General features: G+C 40.3%; 16 protein-coding genes. 11 read left to right on the top strand and 5 right to left on the bottom strand.

The window, feature by feature from the left end; translation table 11 throughout:
• Positions 1 to 100: 100 nt before the first annotated feature.
• The gene (locus RMZ42_RS26080) at positions 101 to 5,143 is read right to left on the bottom strand and encodes a PAS domain S-box protein (RefSeq protein ID WP_322674141.1); all 5,043 of its coding nucleotides are present in this window, start codon (positions 5,141 to 5,143) and stop codon (positions 101 to 103) included.
• 785 nt (positions 5,144 to 5,928) lie between these two features.
• On the opposite strand from RMZ42_RS26080, the gene RMZ42_RS26075 reads away from it, so the two are divergent.
• The 6 genes from RMZ42_RS26075 to RMZ42_RS26050 all read left to right on the top strand — a co-directional run bounded on the left by RMZ42_RS26075 (position 5,929) and on the right by RMZ42_RS26050 (position 11,913).
• Positions 5,929 to 6,933, top strand: coding sequence for an ABC transporter ATP-binding protein (locus RMZ42_RS26075; RefSeq protein WP_322674140.1), 1,005 nt, complete (start codon positions 5,929 to 5,931; stop codon positions 6,931 to 6,933).
• Entirely contained in the window at positions 6,934 to 7,746 is an 813-nt protein-coding gene (locus RMZ42_RS26070) for an ABC transporter permease (RefSeq protein ID WP_322674139.1), read from the top strand.
• A gap of 215 nt (positions 7,747 to 7,961) precedes the next feature.
• Positions 7,962 to 9,740: a GldG family protein gene (locus tag RMZ42_RS26065; RefSeq protein WP_322674138.1), complete on the top strand. Its 1,779-nt coding sequence runs from the start codon at positions 7,962 to 7,964 to the stop codon at positions 9,738 to 9,740.
• Between the two features lie 163 nt (positions 9,741 to 9,903).
• Positions 9,904 to 10,548: a DUF4340 domain-containing protein gene (locus tag RMZ42_RS26060; protein WP_322674137.1), complete on the top strand. Its 645-nt coding sequence runs from the start codon at positions 9,904 to 9,906 to the stop codon at positions 10,546 to 10,548.
• Positions 10,549 to 10,644: 96 nt separating this feature from the next.
• A complete protein-coding gene (gene purU / locus RMZ42_RS26055) occupies positions 10,645 to 11,499 on the top strand; it encodes a formyltetrahydrofolate deformylase (protein ID WP_322674136.1) in 855 nt (284 codons plus the stop codon).
• A gap of 12 nt (positions 11,500 to 11,511) precedes the next feature.
• Positions 11,512 to 11,913, top strand: coding sequence for a nuclease A inhibitor family protein (locus RMZ42_RS26050; RefSeq protein WP_322674135.1), 402 nt, complete (start codon positions 11,512 to 11,514; stop codon positions 11,911 to 11,913).
• 66 nt (positions 11,914 to 11,979) lie between these two features.
• Here the strand turns inward: RMZ42_RS26050 and RMZ42_RS26045 are convergent, their stop codons facing one another.
• From RMZ42_RS26045 to RMZ42_RS26030, 4 genes are all read right to left on the bottom strand, one after another.
• On the bottom strand, positions 11,980 to 12,825 hold the full coding sequence (locus RMZ42_RS26045) for a DNA/RNA non-specific endonuclease (RefSeq protein ID WP_322674134.1): 846 nt from the start codon (positions 12,823 to 12,825) through the stop codon (positions 11,980 to 11,982).
• A 334-nt stretch (positions 12,826 to 13,159) separates the two neighbouring features.
• The gene (locus RMZ42_RS26040; protein WP_322674133.1) at positions 13,160 to 13,342 is read right to left on the bottom strand and encodes a hypothetical protein; all 183 of its coding nucleotides are present in this window, start codon (positions 13,340 to 13,342) and stop codon (positions 13,160 to 13,162) included.
• A gap of 193 nt (positions 13,343 to 13,535) precedes the next feature.
• The gene (locus RMZ42_RS26035) at positions 13,536 to 14,369 is read right to left on the bottom strand and encodes a hypothetical protein (protein WP_322674132.1); all 834 of its coding nucleotides are present in this window, start codon (positions 14,367 to 14,369) and stop codon (positions 13,536 to 13,538) included.
• Positions 14,366 to 14,611: a hypothetical protein gene (locus RMZ42_RS26030; protein ID WP_322674131.1), complete on the bottom strand. Its 246-nt coding sequence runs from the start codon at positions 14,609 to 14,611 to the stop codon at positions 14,366 to 14,368. The genes RMZ42_RS26035 and RMZ42_RS26030 overlap by 4 nt, the downstream gene beginning before the upstream one ends.
• A gap of 365 nt (positions 14,612 to 14,976) precedes the next feature.
• Here RMZ42_RS26030 and RMZ42_RS26025 point away from each other — a divergent pair, with 365 nt between their 5' ends.
• The 5 genes from RMZ42_RS26025 to RMZ42_RS26005 all read left to right on the top strand — a co-directional run bounded on the left by RMZ42_RS26025 (position 14,977) and on the right by RMZ42_RS26005 (position 21,752).
• On the top strand, positions 14,977 to 15,474 hold the full coding sequence (locus RMZ42_RS26025) for an ISAzo13-like element transposase-related protein (protein WP_416211836.1): 498 nt from the start codon (positions 14,977 to 14,979) through the stop codon (positions 15,472 to 15,474).
• A gap of 841 nt (positions 15,475 to 16,315) precedes the next feature.
• Positions 16,316 to 17,320: an oxygen-dependent coproporphyrinogen oxidase gene (gene hemF, locus RMZ42_RS26020; RefSeq protein ID WP_322674130.1), complete on the top strand. Its 1,005-nt coding sequence runs from the start codon at positions 16,316 to 16,318 to the stop codon at positions 17,318 to 17,320.
• Positions 17,321 to 18,164: 844 nt separating this feature from the next.
• On the top strand, positions 18,165 to 18,791 hold the full coding sequence (locus RMZ42_RS26015; protein ID WP_322674129.1) for an L-2-amino-thiazoline-4-carboxylic acid hydrolase: 627 nt from the start codon (positions 18,165 to 18,167) through the stop codon (positions 18,789 to 18,791).
• Between the two features lie 5 nt (positions 18,792 to 18,796).
• Complete coding sequence (locus RMZ42_RS26010; RefSeq protein ID WP_322674128.1) at positions 18,797 to 20,230, top strand: FAD-binding protein; 1,434 nt, start codon at positions 18,797 to 18,799, stop codon at positions 20,228 to 20,230.
• 97 nt (positions 20,231 to 20,327) lie between these two features.
• Positions 20,328 to 21,752, top strand: coding sequence for a glutamyl-tRNA reductase (locus RMZ42_RS26005; RefSeq protein WP_322674127.1), 1,425 nt, complete (start codon positions 20,328 to 20,330; stop codon positions 21,750 to 21,752).
• Positions 21,753 to 21,787: the final 35 nt, after the last annotated feature.

Genomic DNA, 21,787 nt, shown 5'->3' with positions numbered 1-21,787 from the left:
ATTAATTTATAACATCAATTTGCAAATGGCAAATTTCTAAATAAAAATAAAAAATATATATTTAATTTCTAAAGCAAAGAAGAGAAATTGAAGAGTTAATTTACTCAGAAGGTGAAGTGCGCCCAATGAGACTAACGATCGCTGCGGCTAAATCTGCTGGATCGACGGGTTTAGGTAGATGTTTTTGAAATCCTGCCGCCATTGCTTGGTTGTAGTTAATTTCTCCTGCATAAGCAGTCAAAGCGATCGCCGGAATTTGTCCGCCTTGCTCTGGTGGTAATTTTCTCACTTCACGTAGCAACATATACCCATCCATGAAGGGCATTCCAATATCGCTTAAGAGGATATCTGGGTTTGATTGCATTAATGTTTGCAGTGCTTCATCTGCTGATTCAACTGCTGTCACTGTCGCGCCATATTGTTCCAGCACAAAGCTAAAAAACTCTCGCACATCGGCTTGATCGTCCACAAGCAGGATTTGTACTCCAGCCAGTAATGTCTCGTCAGTACTGAGTTCTGTTTGAGAAGCCTCACTACTTCTAACTCGCAACTGAGAATTTTTGAGCAAAGGTAGTTTAACTGTGAAGGTAGCTCCTTGTCCTTCACCTGGACTCTCTGCCTGAACTGTGCCACCGTGAAGTTCTACCAGATGACGCACAATTGCCAGCCCTAATCCCAATCCGCCAAATACTCTGGTTGTCTTAGCATCTGCTTGCCGGAAGTAATCAAAGACGTAGGGCAAAAATTCTGGGTTAATTCCTTTACCTGTATCAATTACCTGGATTTGGGCATCTAAACCAACTTGCTCTAGACGCACTTCTACAAGTCCATTCGTAGGTGTGAATTTAACGGCATTGGAGAGGAGATTCCAGATCACTTGTTGCAAGCGATCGCCATCGCCGAGAACTTTGCCGATATCATTACTTAAGATGATTTGAATTTGAATCGATTTGGCTTCTGCTGCTAAACGCACCGTTTCTAATGCAGATGCGATCGCTATTTTCAAATCCACTGCATGGAGATTTAACCTAACCTTACCTTGCAAAATCCGGGAAACATCAAGTAAATCTCCAATCAATTGGGTTTGTAACTTGGCATTCCGCTCGATTGTTTCCAATGCCCGGATTTTAGTAGCTTCGTCGAACTTGCGGGTTCTGAGTAACTTTGCCCACCCTAAAATTGGATTCAAGGGAGTTCGGAGTTCGTGGGAAAGCACAGCGAGAAATTCATCCTTAATCCGGTTGGCTGTCTCGGCTTCTGCCCTGGCAGTCTTTTCAGCTTCGTAAAGTTGAGCGCGGGCAATCGCTTGCGCACACTGTTGTCCCAGTGTCAACATAAATCCCCGGTCTTCTTCATTAAATATTTGTCCAGTAGTAAAGCTTAATCCCAGTGCGCCAATTACTTTACCTTCTACTACCAAGGGAATGGAAGCCCAGGCATTATTCGCCATAACAGTCACAACATCTGCTAAGTTGGGATATCTAGCAATCATGGCTGCTAAATTTTCTAAAAAAATCGGCTGCCCAGTTCTGACTGTTTCTGCTATTTGGTTAGGTGCTGTAATCGGAAAAGTTGTCAAAGTATTTATCAGCGTTTGCGGATAGCCAATTGCTTGCACAACATTTAGGGTAGTATTTGCCTCAGTAAGTAAGACAACGGAACCACCAGTAGCTTTCAAGGCGGCAATGCCTTGGTTTACCACTACATCAGCTACCTGTTGGGGAGTTAAGGCTTCTGAGAAGGCAGCAGTTATTCTTTGTAAAAGTATGGTGCGATTGACAGACCGTTGAGTTTCCTGGTAGAGTCTGGCGTTGTCGATGGCTGTCGCCGCCCGCCGAGCGATATCTTCTGCTAAAGCCAAGTCTGTTTGTTGGTAGTATCTACCTGACTCGGCGGTAAAAAAAGAGATTGCTCCAAATAATTGCCCGCGAGAACGAACTGGAATCACCATCAGAGAACGAATACCCAAACTTTGCAGTAATTGCAGATGTTCGTTGTCTTCAGACATCTGTAGAAGATGTGAGTCAGATAATTCGGGATAAAAGACAGATATACCTAAGTGTAGCTGCCGTACAAGCTGTTTGGCTTTGGTTCTAGGTCGATAACGCCGACGGATTTGGTCTAAAATGTTTAGTTTTGTGGAATCGGCAATTGCGATCGCAATTTGTTTACTTGACCAATCTTCCTGGAAGACATCTACAATACACAAGTCGGCTAAAGTTGGAACTGCTAGATTTGCCACATTTTCTAAAGTTACTTCATAATCCAATGAGGCAGCTAGTAAGGTGCTGGCTTCGACTAAAAAGTTTTGTGTGGCTTCAATTCGTTTGCGGTGGCTAATATCCTCAATAATCCCTAATGCATACATTGGTTGTCCCTTCGCATTCCAAACTGCTGATGAAGTTAAGTTTGCCCAAACGATAGAACCATCTTTGCGGATGTAGCGCTTCTCTAAGGAATATCCACTAATTTCTTTTGCTAAAACTCGCCGAGCATTTTCCAAATCAACTTCTAAGTCGTCAGGGTGGGTAATTTCCTGAAAGTTCATTTGCATTAACTCTTCATGGCTATACCCAGTAATTTCGCATAGGGCAGGATTAACTTGCAGAAATCGTCCATCCAACCCTACTAGAGTAATACCGACAGCTGCTTGATTGAACATTGCCCGAAACCTTTCTTCGCTTTCTCGCAAAGCAACTTCTGTTTGCTTGGCTGCTGTCACCTCTGCCAAAATAATGCCAATTCCTACCGTTTCACCCATTGCGTTATCAACTGGGTAATAGTTGCCGAGCCAGTAACCGTAACGTCCTAGTTGTCCTCTTGTCTCACCACTGATTTCCATATTCAGTAGGGGTTCTCCAGTATCTAACACGCGCTGTAACTGTGGCTCTAACTCAGCCGCCATCGCTGGCAAAACTTCCCTAAATTTGCATCCTAGATGTTCTTCTATAGTTAAACCGTTAATGTCAGCGAAAACTTGATTAATGCGGATATATCGCAGTTCTCGATCCAAAAAGCATACAGCAATAGGAGCTGCTTCTAGCAGCGCATCTAGAAGAGATAGAGATTCGGCATAATGGACTAAAGCTTGGTGGATGTCTCGATAAAGTTGGGCATTTTCCACTGCTAAGGCAGCACGATGAGTAATCTCTGTTGCTAAAGTTAGGTCAGTGCGATCGTAGCGACGATCCGATCGGGTGTTGACAAAGGTAATACAGCCGAGTATCCGCCCTTTTGCGATTAACGGCACAATCATTACAGACTTCATCCCCAATTGCCGAACAAGTTCTAAGTGTTCCTGATTCTGAGTAGTTGCTACTAATAGCGAGTCAGATACCTCTGAAATCAATTCACTTTGTCCAGTTTGCAGTACTCTAGTAATTGCACTTGCACCCTTGTAATCTGTCACATACTCCTGAAGTTTACGCGCCAACTCCGCTTTCGATGGGTCTGCATGGGCAATGGGTAGGCGGCGAATGGAACCATCTTCATTTAAAATATCAACGCTACACCAATCAGCTAGCTGAGGAACTGAGATTTTAGCGATTTGTTGTAAGGTTTGTTCATAATCTAACGAAGTAGAGAGTACACTACTAATTTGGGCGATATAGCGCAGCCTTTCCTCAGCTTGCTTGCGCTCTGTAATATCGAGAACAAAAAAAGCTCCTCGATCTACAGTCCCTTCAAAATGGCTACCACCTGCCAAAATCGGCAAGCGTGAGCCGTCTTTACGGATATATTCTTTTTGATATGGTGTGCAAAAGGGGCTGTCTTGAAATTGAGCTAGTGCTTGCTTATCGAGTGGCAGGTATTCTGTAGGAGTCAAGTTTTGCCAGTTAAGTTTTCCAGAAAGTAATTCTTCACGGGTATAACCCACCATATTCAGCAAGGCATCGTTAGCATCTGTAATCCTGCCGTCTCTATGCCAGAAGCCAATACCAATCATGTTTGACTCAACTACGCTGCGAAACTTCGCTTCGCTTTCTTGCAATGCTTGTTCAGTTTGTTTGAGTTGAGTAATATCAATTGAACTAATGCCTACTCCTAATAATTGCCCATCCGGCAAACACACCGGATAATAGCTGACAAGACCATAACGATATACCCCCGGAGGATAGGTTTCACCGCTTACTTCTTGGTTGAGTAAGGGCTGCCTAGTTTTCATCACTTGCTGAAAAATAGGCTCAATTTGCGCTGCCCATTCTGGTAGTACTTCCCTAAAGGTGCGACCAATATGTTGAGTTTGTGGTACACCGTTAATAGCAGCTAGCGCTTCATTCGCATGAATGTAGCGCAGTTCGGGATCGAGAAAAGCCAGCGCCACTGGCGAACTAGTAAGCCAAGCATTGAGTAAAGCCAGAGATTCATCTTTTTGCCCAATAGCTTGTTGAAGTTCCTGGTGCAACCTGACTTTTTCTAGTTCTGCCTGCTTGCGCTCAGTAATATTCACACCTGCACAGGTAAGACCCTGAATGCTATTGTCTACATCCCTTAATGGTTCAACGAGCAAATCGTAGTAAAGGTTTTTTTCACCAATTGTCAGATAAATCTCTTCACGGGTTGAAACACCAGTTTTTAGTACCTTCTGCTTAATTGCCGTTAATTGCGCTGCTACTGAGGCGGTAAATAATTCATCATCAGACTTACCCAGCATTTCTTCAGCAGTTTCTAGACCTTGAGGATTATGAATCCACTGATATCGCAAATTGCGATCCTGCTGAAAGACGACGATATCTGAACTACTTAACGCTAATCGAAATCTTTCTTCACTAACTCTTAGCTTTTGGAGATTTTCATCCGCCCCTGTTTTAGCATTTTTTAATGCCTCACATAAGATACTAAAGAGCAATCCTTGCAATGCAAATAACCCAATTCGCACAGAATTAGATAAATCAAAACTCAGCTCATAAGCTGGAGGTAGAAAGAAGTAATTGCTCAGTAATGCAGACAATAAAGTTGCTAACAACCCTGATTTCAAACCCCCATACCAAGCACTCAACATTACAGCGCTAAAAAATAGTAGAAAAGGAGTATTATTCATGCTTAACCAAGGGTCTAGCATCAACATTAGCACTAATGCTAGTGCGACAATTAATACAACAAGACCATAACGTAGTAACTGAGAATAATGAATATGGGGCATGAAAAGTTTTTGGAAAAACCAATACTCATTGCAGAGGCTGTACATACCCTAAGCTAGTTTTTGATTTTTAGTAACTTATCTACAGATAGATTTTTGTTGAGTTCTAAAAGTTTCTTTTGCTAGAGGTCAATGTTTTAGTTGTCTGATATGCGGGGTGAAAATTTAGCTCGAACCATCAAGATAAATAACACTATTTGGCTAATTTAAAATACTAAATCCAAATACTAGCTAATTTATAACAAAAATTATCGAATAATATAGGACTCCTATTTGATTTTTGAAAAAAACTCAGTACAGCTTTATTCCTTCTTCCCAGTCCCCAGTCCCCAGTCCCTAGTCCCTACGATTAATTCAGAAATCAAATCAGATTGCTATACCTCATACCTTATAATTTCCTTGGCAAAATTTTAGTTAATCCGCCACATTTTCATCCCAAACAATACCGATTAGCTGCTAAGAAATATGACTAACAGATGCACCAACGATTTGCAAGCTGGTGAATAAATCGGCGTTCAAGTGGCTGGCTAATCTCGCCCTTGTCTGCGCTCAAAAGAGAAATGAGAAATAGTTTCTTTCAGGATACCTGCTTAGTTAACTCGACTATGGAACCAGTGAGGACACCCATGCCACAATAAAATTTGGGATGTTTTTTTATTTGGAAGTCCCTAAAGAGGTTTTTCAGGAACTTTACCCATTGTCAGCCAATCTTTGTGCCAGTCCCCCATACTCAATATTGCGATTTAAGATGATTGGGTATTCTATAATTTGCGATCGCCACTATACGGATGATTGAAGTTGAACATCTGAGTAAAATATACGGCTCTACCCCAGCGATTACCGATGTCACCTTTAGCGTCGAGCCTGGGGAAATTTTAGGGCTGTTGGGCCCCAATGGCGCTGGAAAAACCACAACCATGCGGATTCTGGCTGGTTATTTACCGGCAACCAATGGAAATGCCCGGATTGCTGGTTATGATGTCCATGAAAATTCCTTGGCTGTGCGCCAACGCATTGGTTATTTACCCGAAACACCGCCGTTATATCCAGACATGACGGTGGAGGGATTTTTGCATTTTGTCGCCCAAATTAAGGGAGTTTCAGCAGGCGATCGCCCCAACAAGGTGACAGCCGCCATCGAACGCTGCAACTTAGAAGATAAGAGGCGAACGATTATTCGCAAACTCTCTAAAGGATACCGCCAACGTGTCGGAATTGCTCAAGCGATCGTCCACGATCCCCCAGCGATCATTTTGGATGAACCCACCGTCGGACTCGATCCCCGACAAATAATTGAGGTGCGGAATTTAATCAAAAGCCTCGCTGGTACTCACACAATTATTCTTTCCACGCACATTCTGCCAGAAGTGAGTATGACTTGTAGCCGCGTCGCCATCATCAATCGCGGTAAGGTGGTGGCAACTAATACACCAGAAAATCTGATGACTCAGTTGACAGGTGGTTCTGGTTATGAATTGGAAATAGAAGGAGAAGCCGCCCTAGCGAAACAGGTATTGCAAAAAGTCGCGGGTGTGAGCCTAATAGAATCAATTCCTATAGCCGGAGGTCATCAACCCCAGTCAAATCGCGCTTACCTGCGGGTGATATCGCAACCAGGAAAAGAACCAGGACGCGATATTGCTACCACATTAGTGCGTGCCGGATTTGGTTTACATGAATTGCGGCGGGTTAACGCTACCTTAGAAGACGTATTCTTGCAACTAACCACAGAAGAAAAAAATTTCGATCCTGAGGTAGACTTAGCAGCAGACAAAGAAGGAGAGGCAGCGTAAATGGGTATAGTGCTGAGTAATATTATTGCCATTTATCGCCGAGAGTTACAGAGTTATTTTGTATCGCCCTTAGCTTATGCGATCGCAGGCATATTTTGGTTTATTGCTGGGTTATTCTTCGTGATGATTTTGCTAGGGCCAGATGGCATATTGGTAGGAGTTGCGGCAATAGATGCACAAGGGCAACAGCTGGGAGTACCAGTACCACCGATAGATGTCCCCTACGAATTTGTTCGGGCATTTTTGGATCGTATGGGATGGCTATTGTTGTTTATTCTGCCCATACTTTCGATGGGACTCTATGCCGAAGAACGGAAGCGCGGTACTTTAGAACTTTTAGCCACCTCACCAATCACCAATTGGGCGGTAGCTGTAGGTAAATTATTAGGCGTGATAACATTTTTTATCACAATGGTTGCACCCATGCTAGTGTTGGAAGCGATCGCCATCAGCGGCTCAAATCCACCAATGACGCCCTCAATTCCCTTACTGGGTCATATTGGATTAATCTTACTAGCAGCAGCAATTTTATCTGTAGGAATGTTTATTTCTTCATTAACAGACAGCACAATTTTATCTGCCGTTCTTACCTTTGCAGTAATTTTATTATTGTTATTGATTGATTTAATCGCCAAAATTGTCCCTGGCCCCGTAGGTGAAGTTTTAGGTTATCTATCGTTGCTGAAACATTACAACACATTAATCCAAGGCATTTTTGATACTAGCGCTTTAATTTTATTTGCCAGTTACATTTTTTTGGGCATATTTCTTACAGCTCAATCAATTGATGCACTGCGTTTTCAAAGGCAATAGTTATATAAGTTATGAGTTAAAAGTTAGGAGTGAGGAGTTAAAGTCATCAGGACTTAAGCAAAGTAATGAAAAAACCAACTGAAAAGGAGGTATCTGCGCAGCATCTCCTAGAGAAGGAAACAAAGGAATAATAGTTTCAGAGACTCAATAACTCCTAATTCCTAACTCCTAACTCCTAACTCCTAACTCCTAATTCCTCACTTCAGTCTAATAATATGAAGATAGTTGCAAAAAAGAAACTGTGGAAATATCTGTTTTGGTTAGGCCCATTCCTAATTACTGTCGGCTTAACAGCTGGGTTAATCTCTGAACAGTGGGGATTAATTCCATTAGTATTTCTGATTGCAGGAATTGTCATCAGTGGGTTGGGGATAATATGGCAAAGCTACCAGAGTAACTGGTGGAATCGTCGTTCTACCCAAGCTGGGACAAATGCCCTAGTGGCAACTCTGGCAATATTAGCAATTTTGGGATTGATTAACTTTTTGGGAACTCGCTATCACTTGCGGGCAGACTTAACAGAGGCTCAATTATTTACCCTTGCACCTCAGTCACGTGAATTAGTAAGGGTTTTACCACAGCCAGTGAAAGTATGGGTATTTGATATTAACCAAAATCCCCAAGACCGAGAACTACTAGAAAATTATCAACGCCAAAGCTCAAAATTTAAATACGAGTATATCGACCCCCAAGCTAGACCAGGACTTGCAGAAAAGTTTGGCGTCAAAGATTATGGAGAAGTTTATTTAGAATCTGGGGATAAACGGCAATTAGTACAAACAATAAATGAAAATGAGCGCTTGTCAGAAATTAGATTAACTAGTCGCCTGCAACAACTAACAAATTCAACCACAGCTAAAGTTTACTTACTGCAAGGTCATGGCGAACGCCAACTTTCACCTGGTAAAGATGCAATATCACAAGCAGTTCAGGGATTAGGCGATAAAAATTTCACAACATCACCTCTGAATTTAGGAGAAACTTCCAAAGTTCCTCAAGATGCGGCTGTTGTAATAGTAGCTGGGCCCAAACGAGGGCTGTTTGAGGGTGAAGTCAAAGCTTTGCAAGACTACCTTAATCGCGGTGGTAATTTACTGCTGATGATCGATCCTAATACCGATCCCAAACTTAACAGCTTGTTACAAGAGTGGGGTGTTCGTCTAGATAATCGTTTAGCAGTCGATGTCTCTGGCGAAAGCGTTGTGGGACTTGGCCCTGCTGCGCCCTTAGTCACAGAATATGGACAACATCCAATTACCAAAGATTTCGGTAACGGCAATTCTTTTTATCCGATTGCCCGACCGCTGGAAATTAGCTCTGTGCCTGGTGTTCAGGCTACTCCACTGCTACGAACCAAACCCTACCCCAGCAGTTGGGCAGAAAGCGACCTCCAAAGCGAAAAATTAGAGTTTAATGCAGATAAAGACCTGAAAGGCCCTTTAACCTTGGGCGTTGCTTTAACAAGAAAACAAACACCCAAATCTACTTCCACTCCGCAAGTTTCACCCACACCTTCACCTCTACCATCACCAACAACTCAAAACAAGACTAGCCCGACTCCTTCCCCTTCCCCCAAGACTCCGCAAGCCTTACCATCACCAACCACTCAAAGCAAGGCTTCCCCCACTCCCCCTACCTCCCCTGCCTCCCCTGCTCCCCCTACTCCCCCTGCCTCCCCTGCCCCTCCTTCCCCTCCTTCCCCTGCTGTCTCATCTCAAACAGCTACCGAGTCACGGTTAGTAGTTTTAGGAAATTCCGATTTCGCCACCGATGGTTTGTTTCAACAGCAATTAAATGGAGATGTATTCCTCAACTCAGTTACTTGGCTGAGTCAACAAGATCGGCAACCCCTTTCCATTCGTCCCAAAGAACCGAAAAATCGGCGGATAACCCTGACAACCACACAAGCTAATCTTTTAATATTGTCATCTCTGTTAGTTTTACCTTTAATTGGAATTGCGATCGCAGTTCTGATTTGGTGGAAACGACGGTAAGAAGTAGAGACGCGATTAATCGCGTCTGTACAAGAGTTAGGAGTGACAAGTAAAGACTGAAGAAGAGTTTTTTCCATACCCAATGACAAATGACAAATGACAAATGACAAATGACGAATGACAAATGACAAATGACAAATGACAAATGACAAATGACTAAAAAATGAAATTGCCACGAACAACTTTAATTTTGATACTGCTAGCCTTGGGTTTAGGTGGTTTTGTTTACTTCCATGAAATTCGAGGTGCAACTGTGCGCGAAGAAATCAAGGAGCAAAAGCAGAAAATTTTCTCTTTTGGAGAAGATGATGTGCAGTCTTTGACAGTCAAGACAAAAAAACTTACCCTGAATCTGGAACGCAACCCTGAATCTTCTAGTAAACCCAAGTGGTTAATCAAATCTCCAATATCTGGGCCAGCAAATGATGCTATTGTTTCTTATTTAATGGATTTGTTGGTCAAGGGTAATAGCGATGCCTACGGCGGTAAACTACGCACTTTATCAACTCCAGCAAAACAGCTTGGAGAATTTGCCTTAGATCCACCTCAAGCAACTATTAATATCACCTTGAAAAACCGACAAAGCCATCAGTTGAGTTTGGGTAAATCTAACTTTAACGGTCGTTTATTGTATGCTCAAGCTGACCCTGCTGCTAAACCCGATGGAAATATAAATGTGCTGTTAGTATCTACAGATTTTGCAAATGCCGTAAATCGGGAACTATCAGAGTGGGAACAACCTGTAGATAATAGTCAGAAGCTACCTGGACTCAGTACCCCTTTACCAACTCCGACAAATAGTAAATAAGCAATTACGGTTTCTGTGGTATGTTTCGGTAACGCACAATGGGTTAGCACATCTGTGCTACTCTACTTCAAATCTCACTAGTTTTTCTAAGTTACCATGACAAATCCGACAGCAACATTGCTGATTTCCTGCCCCGATCGAAGGGGACTGGTGGCGAAATTTGCCAATTTCATCTATTCTAACGGTGGTAATATTATCCATGCAGATCAGCACACAGATTTTGCTGCTGGGTTATTCCTCACTCGGATTGAATGGCAATTAGATGGGTTCAATTTACCGCGAGAATTTATTGCCCCGGCATTTAATGCGATCGCACAACCTTTAGGTGCTAAATGGGAATTACGTTTTTCTGATACAGTACCACGCATCGCTATTTGGGTAAGTCGGCAAGACCATTGTCTATTTGATTTAATTTGGCGACAACGCGCTAAAGAATTTGTTGCTGAAATTCCTTTAATTATTAGTAACCATTCTAATTTAAAAGTAGTGGCAGAACAATTTAATATTGACTTCCAACATATTCCCATCACTAAAGATAATAAATTAGAACAAGAAATCCAACAACTAGAATTATTACGCCAGTACAAAATAGATTTAGTTGTATTGGCGAAATATATGCAGATTGTTAGTGCAAATTTTATTAATCAATTCCCACAAATTATTAATATACATCACTCATTTTTACCAGCTTTTATCGGAGCTAATCCTTATCATCGAGCTTTTGAACGTGGTGTGAAAATTATTGGTGCAACTGCTCATTATGCTACTGCTGATTTAGATGCAGGCCCAATTATTGAACAAGATGTGGTGCGAGTTAGTCACCGTGATGAAGTTGATGATTTGGTGAGAAAAGGCAAAGATTTGGAGAGAATTGTATTAGCAAGAGCGGTGCGATCGCATTTACAAAATCGTGTATTAGTATATGGTAATAGAACAGTAGTATTTGAGTGATTTTATATCTTTATGACTAACGACATTACGGAAAAACTTAAACAAGCCTCTGATGGTTTGTTAATGATAAGTGAATCAGAGTATCCTTTTGAAGCTTTTTTGTGGTCTAATCAAGCGCAAGAACCTTTGACAAATCAAAAACTTCTCCAGTTAACAGGACATCCTCAAGAAACATCAGTTGAAGAAGTAGAACTAGATTATTTTTTTAGGAACTGTGCCCAAGAAAAAGAATGGCACGATGAAATACAACGACAAAATGTGCAAAAGTTTAAATCACTTGTCAAAAAATTAAGGGATCGCCTCACTAATATCAAGGTTTATCGCATAGGTACGATAAGTATTGATGTCTATATTGTTGGTAAAACTTCAGATAATGATTTAGGCGGAATTTCGACAAAAGTTGTAGAAACGTAACTAATCAAACATCAGCCTATCTATAATTTACAGACAGGCTTTAAGTTTTAAATGAAGTAAGTATTCTTACAAATTGTCAACTCTAGACTCAATTACACTTTGAACAGACGAAGAAACATTAGAGAGCAAATTGTAACCAGTGTTTGTTTCAATGGAATCAACACTAACTCTGTAGTTTGTCCAATTATTATTTCTAATTCCCTGTGAATTAGGCATATTCACTGCAATTACTCTTGTGTTATTAGTGACACTGCTAGCGTCAGAATTTGATAAATTTAATACTACAATAACCTTCCATGTTCTAGTCGGAACTGTAACGTTACCATTAGCAATTGTGTTTTTTGTTCCATTCGACCCAGTTCCACCAGTGCCATAGGAGCCTGAAATAATATAGAGTTCTTTCCCCTGGTTTACTAAGTCTCTAGAATAGTTTTCTAGTGCAGCCCAAGGCCCCTGATTATTATCAGGTGACTGAGGAATTATATTCGTCATTAAAAAAGTAGCAGAGTTATTGGTAACTGTATTTGTCCTATCTGCTGAAGCAGTCATGTGTCCCCTATCAAAACCGCTACCAGTGTAATCGGAAGAAGTGACTCGGTAGCAGCTTGAAGGTAATGTAGTATCTGCACGAAAATCATCTTGGCGAGGTGCGCTTCCTAGCCATGATGTGTTTAGCTGCCAACTTACCCAATTTGGTGCCCCTCTATAGCAATTGTAAGAAACTGCGTATTGAGATTTGCTCAACAAAAGATTACTGTAACTACTGCCAGCATTACTAGGATTGCCCATTCTTAGATGAACGCTTGAGGGTTGGGCTGTTAGTGGCTTTTGTAGATAATTAAGCAGAGTGAAAGATATTGCTGTTGGTACAGCAATAGGTAGAATAGCCCTGAGAAAATCAGACTTCTTCATTTGTTACTATTTATTTGTTTAAACAAACTACAATTGTCTCTGTTAAAGTTACAGAAATTCAGTAAAACTTACCAATCGCAATATAGCTATGGTTGTATAAAGAGAGGTTAAAAAACTGTAAATAGTGCGTTAACATCTAGTAATTATTTAGGTGACGATCTGAAATTAGATAATCATCTAAATAAGATGAAAAACTTATATATTATTTGCTTTAATAATTGAGTGATGGCGCGGAATGCCCGCGCCCAAGCGATCGCTATTTTCACTCTACTGAGGCCTAGAGAGTATTTTGACTGATTGACAAAATACGCTTTATCTTAACCCTCACGAGAGCTTAGAAAGAGGAAGGAATATTAAAAAATAGTCCTTGACCGAATTGATTTTTCAAAAAGTCTTCCAGTTCAATTTCGTCGTCATTCGGAACTTGAAACCAAGTCTCGAAGTTGTGCTTCAAGAAGTATCCGAAAGATTTCCAGGCGAAAAGTTGCTGCCCAATGCTTGTGATTGCGACGTTCATTGTATTTTCCTCAGGTTGTTTGAAGTATGTGATTAAGAATTGGTTAAAAAAATTGGCGTTCCACAACAAGTGGATAAATTCTGGCAAGCAGTTTTTGTACAGGGGAAGCAGGCAAAGAGATTTTATAATTTGCTAAATCATCCAGCTTTCTCTGCAACGCCAACAAATTAATCATTGTTCAGCGATATTTGCACTAGCAAATATTTTCAGGAATAGAATTATTCTTACTACAGGCATCTAACTTGAACTGATTCAATATCTGCTGTAATTCCACTTCTGATATATACTTCTCCTTAAGCGAGTTGAAGTACAACAGTGCAGTTCTATAGCAGGCTACAGTTATGTTAGTGCGCTCCTCTGAAGTTAGTGCTGCCACTATTTGAACTGTCTCCTCCACATGCTTTACGTCACTACCTAAACAACTGTGCATTCGCAGGCAGCGAGTAGCATAGGTATTAGGTGGTAGTATCGCTTCCACCAGTTGGATATGCTCTGCTTTGATATTCATTGCTAGACGTTCCATCGTATAGCAATACCCAACACAACTAATTGGATCTGCTGCTTGTACGCTCTGAGTGAAGAAACTCAGCAAAGCCATAGCACTCGGAGGGAGGAGTGTTTTTACTACAGCTTCTGCATCATATCCCATCGACTGGATATCAAGCAAGGCGAGGCGATCGTGACCTTGTTCTTCACGAGCTTTTTCTGCTGCCCATTGTGCTAAACTCCAGCGTCCCAATCTAGCAAAGCGCCGAGCTGCTTCTTCCATTAATAGCCCAGTAGAGTGAGTTAAATGGTAGGAAGCGGCAAGTTGCCAGATCCAATGGGAGGGAGTTAAGGCAGGTGGCTTGCAGTTTGGTAATGTATCTTTGGCAGCAGATACTATAGCTCTATCTAGAAGCTTGCGAGTCTCAGATATAGTGTCCCTGTTAAATATCAGTTGGATAAAGGGATTACTGCTCTTTAGACTTAATTCCTTACTTTTGTTAGGTTTGTCGATGTTAGTTGAACGGAATAATAGATTCATGGCAAGTTTCTTTCATGGGTTGTTTCTACCCATTCACGGATAAGGTTGTAGAGGATAAAGCGTTGCATAACCTCTCTTTGAGCACAAAGAACTTTAAATTGTATCTTCAGGGAGGAGGGAATGTATGCCTTGATATGCGTGATATTGTCTCGGTCTTCATCTAAGGTGTTAGTCATGAAAGAAGAAGTTGGGCCATCAGCCTTTACCCATTCGCTGATTAATACTTCCAAGACTTCACTCATCTTTAATCCATATTGTGCACAGAGCGCTTTAAACCGAAACTTAAGCGCTTTCGGCATACTACCTTTAATCACCGTATATGCCTCTTGCTCCTCCTTATACATCCAGGTTACGAAAACGAAAGTTCAAAAGTCCTTTGTGATCTAGGGTAAGTTTTCTAAAAAATTTCGCCAGTAAAGACTAGTGAAGTTAAGAAAAAAGTTATTTAGTAGTGACAACACTACATGTATTTTTCGACAAACTCCAGAAAATAAAATATACAAACACAATAATTATTTTGAAAAAAGAGGGGGAGATTGGCGATCGCAGTCTCTCCCTCCCTTTTTGTAGTAAATTCAATAATGATTGGATTTTTGGGTGAACAGAGATGCCAATACAATTAACGGATTCACTAAAAAAGTTATTGAAGGAAACCGCACAGCAATTAAAAGGTGCAGAAAAACGTAAATTTATAGCACAAACAGTAGTGGCATTAGGACACGGAGGACAGTCTCTAGCGGAGCGAGAGTTAGGATGGAATCGCGTAACTATTAGTAAAGGAATTAAAGAATTAACTACTAGTATCACTTGCATGGATAACTATCGAAGTAGAGGACGTAATAAAGCAGAAGCAAAACTCCCAAATCTTTTAGAAGATATCAAAAAAATTGTCGATTCGCAAAGGCAAGTAGACCCGGACTTTAAAGGCGAAAGAATGTATACACGTCTTTCTGCGGCTGAAGTGAGACATCAATTAATTGATAAGTTTGGTTATAAAGATCGAGAATTACCAACTTCGGAAACAATTCGTGTCAAGTTAAATGATTTAGGATATTGCCTCAAGAAAACTGCCAAGATAAAATCCCAAAAAAATACCCAAAAATGACGTAACTTTTGAGAAAATAACTATTATAAATCAATCAAATAAGCTTTAGATAAACTAGATATTTTACATTTAAGTTAATATTTACTCATTTACTCGTAATGGTAAAAATCGAGTGCTAACGGCAAATGATGACCATGATTTTTACCAAAAATAAGCATGACTCCTTACGGTATGTTTGTTCCAGGAGCTATTTTTATATTGAATAATTTTAACTAATTACTTTCTTAGTCCCAGTCCTTATTTTCAAGGCAGGTCTATTTACCAAAAATACAGTGTATATCGCCTGTTTAAATGATTATTATTCTAGCAAATTGTATATTTTATTTTCTGGAAATTCTTAAATATTGAAAAAGCGAAAAAATCAGTACAAGCGTAAATCATCGGTAATAATATTTTGTCTTCTATCTAAAGAATGAGATATTGATTATGTTAAAGTTAAAAATTAACTAAAAATAACTTATTGTTTAGTTAAGTTAAAATTTTACCAAACAATTGATTTTAAGTGTGACTAGTTACGGTTATTGAAGTTATCCTGTTTTTCTTCTGCAAGCTAGGCAATTACTTCTTAATAATTTTTTTATAATTTTCCTAAAATTCTATATCTTCACTAGTAAAAATCTGGCTAACGGAAAAAGATAGATTACGAAAAGATTTAGCTAATGCGAAAACTAAAAGTAATTAACGCGAAAAGCTAACTCTTTTCTTTCCAGATTTTTGCTACGAAGCAAACATACTTAATCAATGAAACTCCAAGCTGAAAACTTGAGAAGTAACTGCCAATTTTTATAAATTCCAAAATTTCTTCGGAAATAATTATTTAGTCACAATGAGGTCATCTGTCATGGTTCAAATTCTTGAAAACCCAGCAGTCAAGCAACCACCAATTAGTAATAGAGTTGAAAGTTTTTTGTTAGATATGTTCAAGAATGTTTGCGAAGCTATTGAGGAAATAGATGGAAGTAAACTTCACGAACAACACTGGACAAGAGATGAAATAGGGCAATGGGTACAAGGTGAAAACAGTAACGGTGCTATCTATATAGACAAGTCGCTACGGAACGGCAATGTATTTGAAAAAGTAGGTATCAACTACGTATCAATGAAAGGTGAGTTACCTCCTGGTGTCACCTTTCGAGGATCGGATGTTGTGATGGCTGACCCAACAACTATAGCACCAGATGAAAAAGGTACTTCTTTCTTCGCTACGAGTACCAGTGTTGTGATTAATGCATTTAATCCAATGGTGCCGACAGCACACGTTAACTATCGATACTTCCAATTGGGTGATGGTACTGAACCTGGTTCTTGGTGGTTTGGTGGTGGAGGTGATTTAACACCAATTTACTTATTTGAAGAAGACGCAGTTCATTTCCATCAAGTACATAAAGCAGCTTGCGACCAGCACGATACAGAACTCTATCCACGCTTGAAAAAGTGGTGTGATGAATACTTTTATCTTCCTCATCGCAGTGAGTGTAGAGGTATAGGTGGAATTTTCTTTGACAATTTACAACATTCCGATGCCGAAACTTTATTTTCCTTTGTAAAAACTTGTTCTGAAGCTTTCATCCCTGCCTATTTTCCGATTGTCAAACAACGTAAGGATATGGAGTTTACGGAAGAGCAAAAATATTGGCAGCGCATCAGACGCGGACGTTATGCCGAATTTATTCTCCTGCATGATAGAGGTGTTCGATTCGGACTAACAAGTGGGATTGTAAGTACGCAAAGCGTCCTCAATTGTATGCCTGGAGAAGCGTTTTGGAACTATAACGACCAACCCATTGCTGATAGTGAAGAAGCAAAGCTTCTAGAGGTACTGAGAAATCCCCAACAGTGGGTGTAAAGGCGGTCAACAGCAGATTTGAAAACAGCAGCCGATAAAAAATGTTGGCTACCCAAGTCTTAATACCATTTCACCTGAAGATTGATAGAAATGACATTCTTCTTGAGCAGGCGCAGGGAAAGTAAGAAAAGTAATTTGTAAGTAAACGGACATAATTAAATGTAAAATCCAATCCAGTGAAACCTTTTACTGTTGAGGATTTTACTTTATAACTCCTGCCTTCTACTTATCAATAATTGAGTGAAATGGTATGAGAAGCGCCTAAATTTTACTCTTCACATTTCTTTAGAGATAGCCTCTAAACAGGAAGTAACAAGGTGTTTATGGAAAAATTGCCGACAAGTATTTGGCTAAAAATTCACAAATCAGTTCGCTGGTCTAATTCAACTGAATTTGCCAACTTCAAAACTGAAATTAGCAATTTTTTACAAGTTCAATGGTTGAGTTATTTCTCAATCAAGCAATTGCGGGAAGTTGACATTGTATTTCTGTGTATGTTTGTTAGCAGATACCTAACGTTGACGCTGATTTTACTATACTTATGGAGTTCATTTCATGCTAGTACTGAATCACCAAGGACATGCTAGTTCTGAATTAGTAAAGAGAATAAACTCCATAATTAAAAAATCTCTAGTAGACAGTTGGTTGAGAACTGGACAACTAAACTGATTGAGAATGGGATCAAAGGTTGGATTGATAAACTGTTATTTATGTTGTCAATCGTAGAAATCTAAGAGTAAAAGAGTTTATGGCGATCGCTATCTCTAATCTAGCAGCGATCGGCCGTTGATTACCTCATTTTTCCAGGTCATTCAAATTAGTAAAAAAATACGGAGAAGTGTCAATGGACAACGTTATAGGTATTGGCGACATTACCATGAACGATGTGATGCAAATGGATTCCTCCAAAGCAGTGAGTATGTTTAGGAATCGATTTGCAGCCTACAAAAAGCTGGCAGATGAAATTGGAGAAGATGCAGCTTTTGAACAAATGATGTTAGCTTACCCCGCTCATCAAAAGGCGTTCATGGGTGCTTTCATTGACAATACCACCATAGCCAAAGGCTTTACCGATGCAATTCCGATCTTTCGGATCATGGGCTTCAAAATGCAAGTTGTAGATATTTCCCAAGCAGGAAAAGATGCTGCACTAGAAATTCAACGAGTTTGTCCGGTTCTTGCAATTGCCAAAGAATATGGGCTTGAAAGTCCTTGCCGAGTTATTTGCGAGATGGAACAAGAAGCAACCAGGAGAGCATTTCCTGGGATGAAAGCCGCAATTATTAGCAAGCAGGCAGATGGTGATTGTGTTTGTATGTTCAAGTATGAAAGACCTGCCAAAGGGTTAGAAGTAAAGCCACAAAAATCACCCAGTTTGTTCTCTCATATTCTCGATTTGATTCGCTTGACTCCTAAAATCTTGCAGATTGGGATGAACCTTTTAAAAACGTCTCTTTCTAAAGGATCGTAACTTTTATGAATGGCATCATTCAAGACCTGAAGCATTTGATTGCAGGTGAAGTCAGCAACGCTTCAGAAATTTTGACAGAAGTTTCTCAAGATTTTGGTGGTATATTCCAAAAGTCTCCCCAAGTTGTTGTTACTCCTCAAAACGCTAACGATATTGCCCAAACTGTTAAATATGCTGCTCAACAAGGATTAGTAGTTTCTTCACGCGCTGCGGGACATTCGTTAGGCGGTCAGTCTTTAAACCAAGATGGAATCGTTTTAAATATGAGGAATCTCGATAAAATTCGAGATATCCAAAAAGACCAACTTTGGTTTAAAGCTGATGCGGGAACTTCTTGGAATCAAGTAATCGATGCTTGTATTCCTGATGGTTTAGTTCCTCCCGTATTAACCAATTATTTTGGTGTTTCTTTAGGAGGAACTCATTCTGCGGGTGGTATAGGTGCAGCCTCTTTTCGTTACGGAAATCAAGCTGATAATTGTCTTGGTTTAGAAGTGGTAACAGCAGAAGGCGAGATTCTCTGGTGTACGCCTGAAAAAAACAGCGAACTTTTTAATCACGTACTTTGCGGTTACGGTCAATTTGGAATTATTACCCAAGTTCAGCACAAACTCAAAGTTTACCCTTCCCAAACCCGCACCTATTTATTGTTTTATGACAATCTAGATGCTCTTTTAGATGACAAACGGGTTTTAGTCAGCGAACAAAGAGTCGATCATCTTGTATCTTTCCCAGTTCCCTGTTTGCAAGGAGTATCCAGAGCTACAGGGATAATGCAACCTTTGATTCAATGGTTTTACACGTTGCGGATTACTGTTGAAGCAAATTCTATTGATGCTATTGATGATAAAGAAATCCTTGCTGGCTTAAATTTTTACCGTCATATCCATACTGAAGACTTGGGATTTGAAAAATTCATCGAACCGATGATTCAAGTAGATAGTAAGGATATCGCTCACCCTTGGATGGATGTTTTTCTTCCAGCCTCATCTGCTAAAAATTACATCGAAACGGCTCTCAAACAGTTGCCTTCTTTTCTCGATATTAGTAAAGCACAAATGGGCTGTTTTTGCTTGTTAAACCGGAATAACAAGATGCCGATGTTTCGTTTACCGCAAGAGGAAGAACTAATTATTGGGTTTGGGATTTATCCCAGCATTCCGAAATCGCAAGTTCAACCCATCTTGGCTGAATTGAAAAAGCTCAGTAATCTGAGTTTAGAAATGGGTGGAAAAAGATATTTAACTTGCTGGATAGATTTTACTATTCAACAGTGGCAAAGCCAATTTGGCGATTACTGGCCAAAAGTTAATGAAATCAAAAGGAAGTACGATCCCAAAGGAACATTTAACTCTGGCTTTTTTGAATACGAACAGATTGCCCAACCGAAAAACCAACTTGTTAAGGAAGTTGCTACTAAATCTGCGATCGCAGTATAAGTCACTTCTGAATCATCTTGTTTAAAATCAACTCTGATTCACCATCCATATTACTTGACCGAGGCTCTAGAAGAAGACAAACTTCAAAAGAGGAAACATGAATATCGCACTTGTAGGTCTTAGTCACAAAACAGCTCCGGTTGAAATTCGGGAAAAACTGAGTATTCCAGAAGAGCGAATTGAAAACGCGATCGCTCAACTGTGTAAATACTCTCACATTGAAGAAGCTGCCATTCTTAGCACTTGCAATCGTTTAGAAATTTACGTAGTTGTCAACAAGATAGATTTAGCATCTCAAGAGGTGACGGAGTTTCTTTGCGAGTACAGTAAACTGCCTTTTTCAGATTTACATCAATATTTGTTTACTCTGCTACAGCAAGATGCTGTTAAACATTTGATGCAAGTTGCTTCTGGTTTGGATAGCTTGGTGTTGGGAGAAGGACAAATTCTGGCTCAAGTTAAACACGCCTACCAATTGGTTCAGCAACACAATCAGGGCGATCGCATCCTCAATCAGTTGTTCAAGCAAGCCGTTACCACTGCAAAGCGGGTGAGAACGCAGACATCAATCGGTACGGGTGCGGTTTCGGTTAGCTCTGCGGCAGTAGAATTAGCCCAAATCAAAGTAGAGAAGTTATCGGCTTGTCGAGTGACAATTGTCGGCGCTGGTAACATGGCTCGGCGACTGGTGCAACATCTCATCGCTAAAGGCGCAACTCAAATTTCCATTGTCAATCGTTCCATCGAACGCGCTCAGGAATTGGCCAATCAATTTAGTGATGCTGGAGTGCAATATTATCCGCTTGCTGAATTGATGTCATTAGTGGCAGCTTCAGATTTGGTTTTTACCAGCACTGCTTCAGTTGAACCCTTGCTTGATAAAGCCAAACTCAAAGCTGCATTGCAACCCGAACAGCCTTTGATGCTGGTTGATATTTCAGTGCCTCGTAACGTTGATGCCGACGTTAATGAGTTACCTGACGTGCGGGTGTTTAATGTTGATGATTTAAAAACCGTCGTTGCCCAGAATCAAGAAAGTCGTAGGCAAATGGCAATAGAGGCGCAAGCATTAATCCAAGAGGATTTAGAAGCATTTCAAAGTTGGTTGCGATCGCGAGAAACTGTTTCCATTATTAGCTGTTTACGAGACAAAATGGAAAAAATTCGCGAACAAGAGTTAGAAAAAGCTTTGTCCCGTATGGGGTCTGATTTTGCTAAAAAACATCAAGAAGCCGTCGAAGCCCTAACTCAAAGGATTATCAACAAAATTCTCCACGAACCGATGGTGCAACTGCGGACGCAGCGTGATTTGGAAGCTCAACGTCTTGTCCTCCAGGTTCTACAAGTGTTGTTTAATCTAGATACGCCAGAGGTGCAATCTAATGTTGTTGCCCAAACATCCTCTCTATCAATCAGCACCGTAGAGATAGCAGCAAAAAACATCAAAGTTGCTCAAATGAGACTTGAAAGTATTGAAGTCCATGCAAAAGTTGAAGAAGTTATTGCTCAAAGCGTAACTTAAGAAACTCCATGATTCTTAATAGCAACAACAGGAAG

This window comes from Nostoc sp. DedQUE05 (genome assembly GCF_034530955.1).
GTDB lineage: Bacteria > Cyanobacteriota > Cyanobacteriia > Cyanobacteriales > Nostocaceae > Nostoc.
The sequence above is the reverse complement of the archived record's forward strand: the minus strand, read 5'-3'. Positions and strand labels throughout refer to the sequence as shown.

Bases quoted from the DNA above. Each gene is read 5' to 3' on its own strand.
- purU (WP_322674136.1), top strand. From the start codon at position 10,645: ATGACAAATCCGACAGCAACATTGCTGATTTCCTGCCCCGATCGAAGG.
- RMZ42_RS26065 (WP_322674138.1), top strand. From the start codon at position 7,962: ATGAAGATAGTTGCAAAAAAGAAACTGTGGAAATATCTGTTTTGGTTA.
- RMZ42_RS26005 (WP_322674127.1), top strand. From the start codon at position 20,328: ATGAATATCGCACTTGTAGGTCTTAGTCACAAAACAGCTCCGGTTGAA.
- RMZ42_RS26070 (WP_322674139.1), top strand. From the start codon at position 6,934: ATGGGTATAGTGCTGAGTAATATTATTGCCATTTATCGCCGAGAGTTA.
- RMZ42_RS26015 (WP_322674129.1), top strand. From the start codon at position 18,165: ATGGACAACGTTATAGGTATTGGCGACATTACCATGAACGATGTGATG.
- RMZ42_RS26025 (WP_416211836.1), top strand. From the start codon at position 14,977: ATGCCAATACAATTAACGGATTCACTAAAAAAGTTATTGAAGGAAACC.
- RMZ42_RS26045 (WP_322674134.1), bottom strand. From the start codon at position 12,825: ATGAAGAAGTCTGATTTTCTCAGGGCTATTCTACCTATTGCTGTACCA.
- RMZ42_RS26010 (WP_322674128.1), top strand. From the start codon at position 18,797: ATGAATGGCATCATTCAAGACCTGAAGCATTTGATTGCAGGTGAAGTC.
- RMZ42_RS26030 (WP_322674131.1), bottom strand. From the start codon at position 14,611: ATGAGTGAAGTCTTGGAAGTATTAATCAGCGAATGGGTAAAGGCTGAT.
- RMZ42_RS26075 (WP_322674140.1), top strand. From the start codon at position 5,929: ATGATTGAAGTTGAACATCTGAGTAAAATATACGGCTCTACCCCAGCG.
- RMZ42_RS26060 (WP_322674137.1), top strand. From the start codon at position 9,904: ATGAAATTGCCACGAACAACTTTAATTTTGATACTGCTAGCCTTGGGT.
- RMZ42_RS26050 (WP_322674135.1), top strand. From the start codon at position 11,512: ATGACTAACGACATTACGGAAAAACTTAAACAAGCCTCTGATGGTTTG.
- RMZ42_RS26080 (WP_322674141.1), bottom strand. From the start codon at position 5,143: ATGCCCCATATTCATTATTCTCAGTTACTACGTTATGGTCTTGTTGTA.
- RMZ42_RS26040 (WP_322674133.1), bottom strand. From the start codon at position 13,342: ATGAACGTCGCAATCACAAGCATTGGGCAGCAACTTTTCGCCTGGAAA.
- RMZ42_RS26035 (WP_322674132.1), bottom strand. From the start codon at position 14,369: ATGAATCTATTATTCCGTTCAACTAACATCGACAAACCTAACAAAAGT.
- hemF (WP_322674130.1), top strand. From the start codon at position 16,316: ATGGTTCAAATTCTTGAAAACCCAGCAGTCAAGCAACCACCAATTAGT.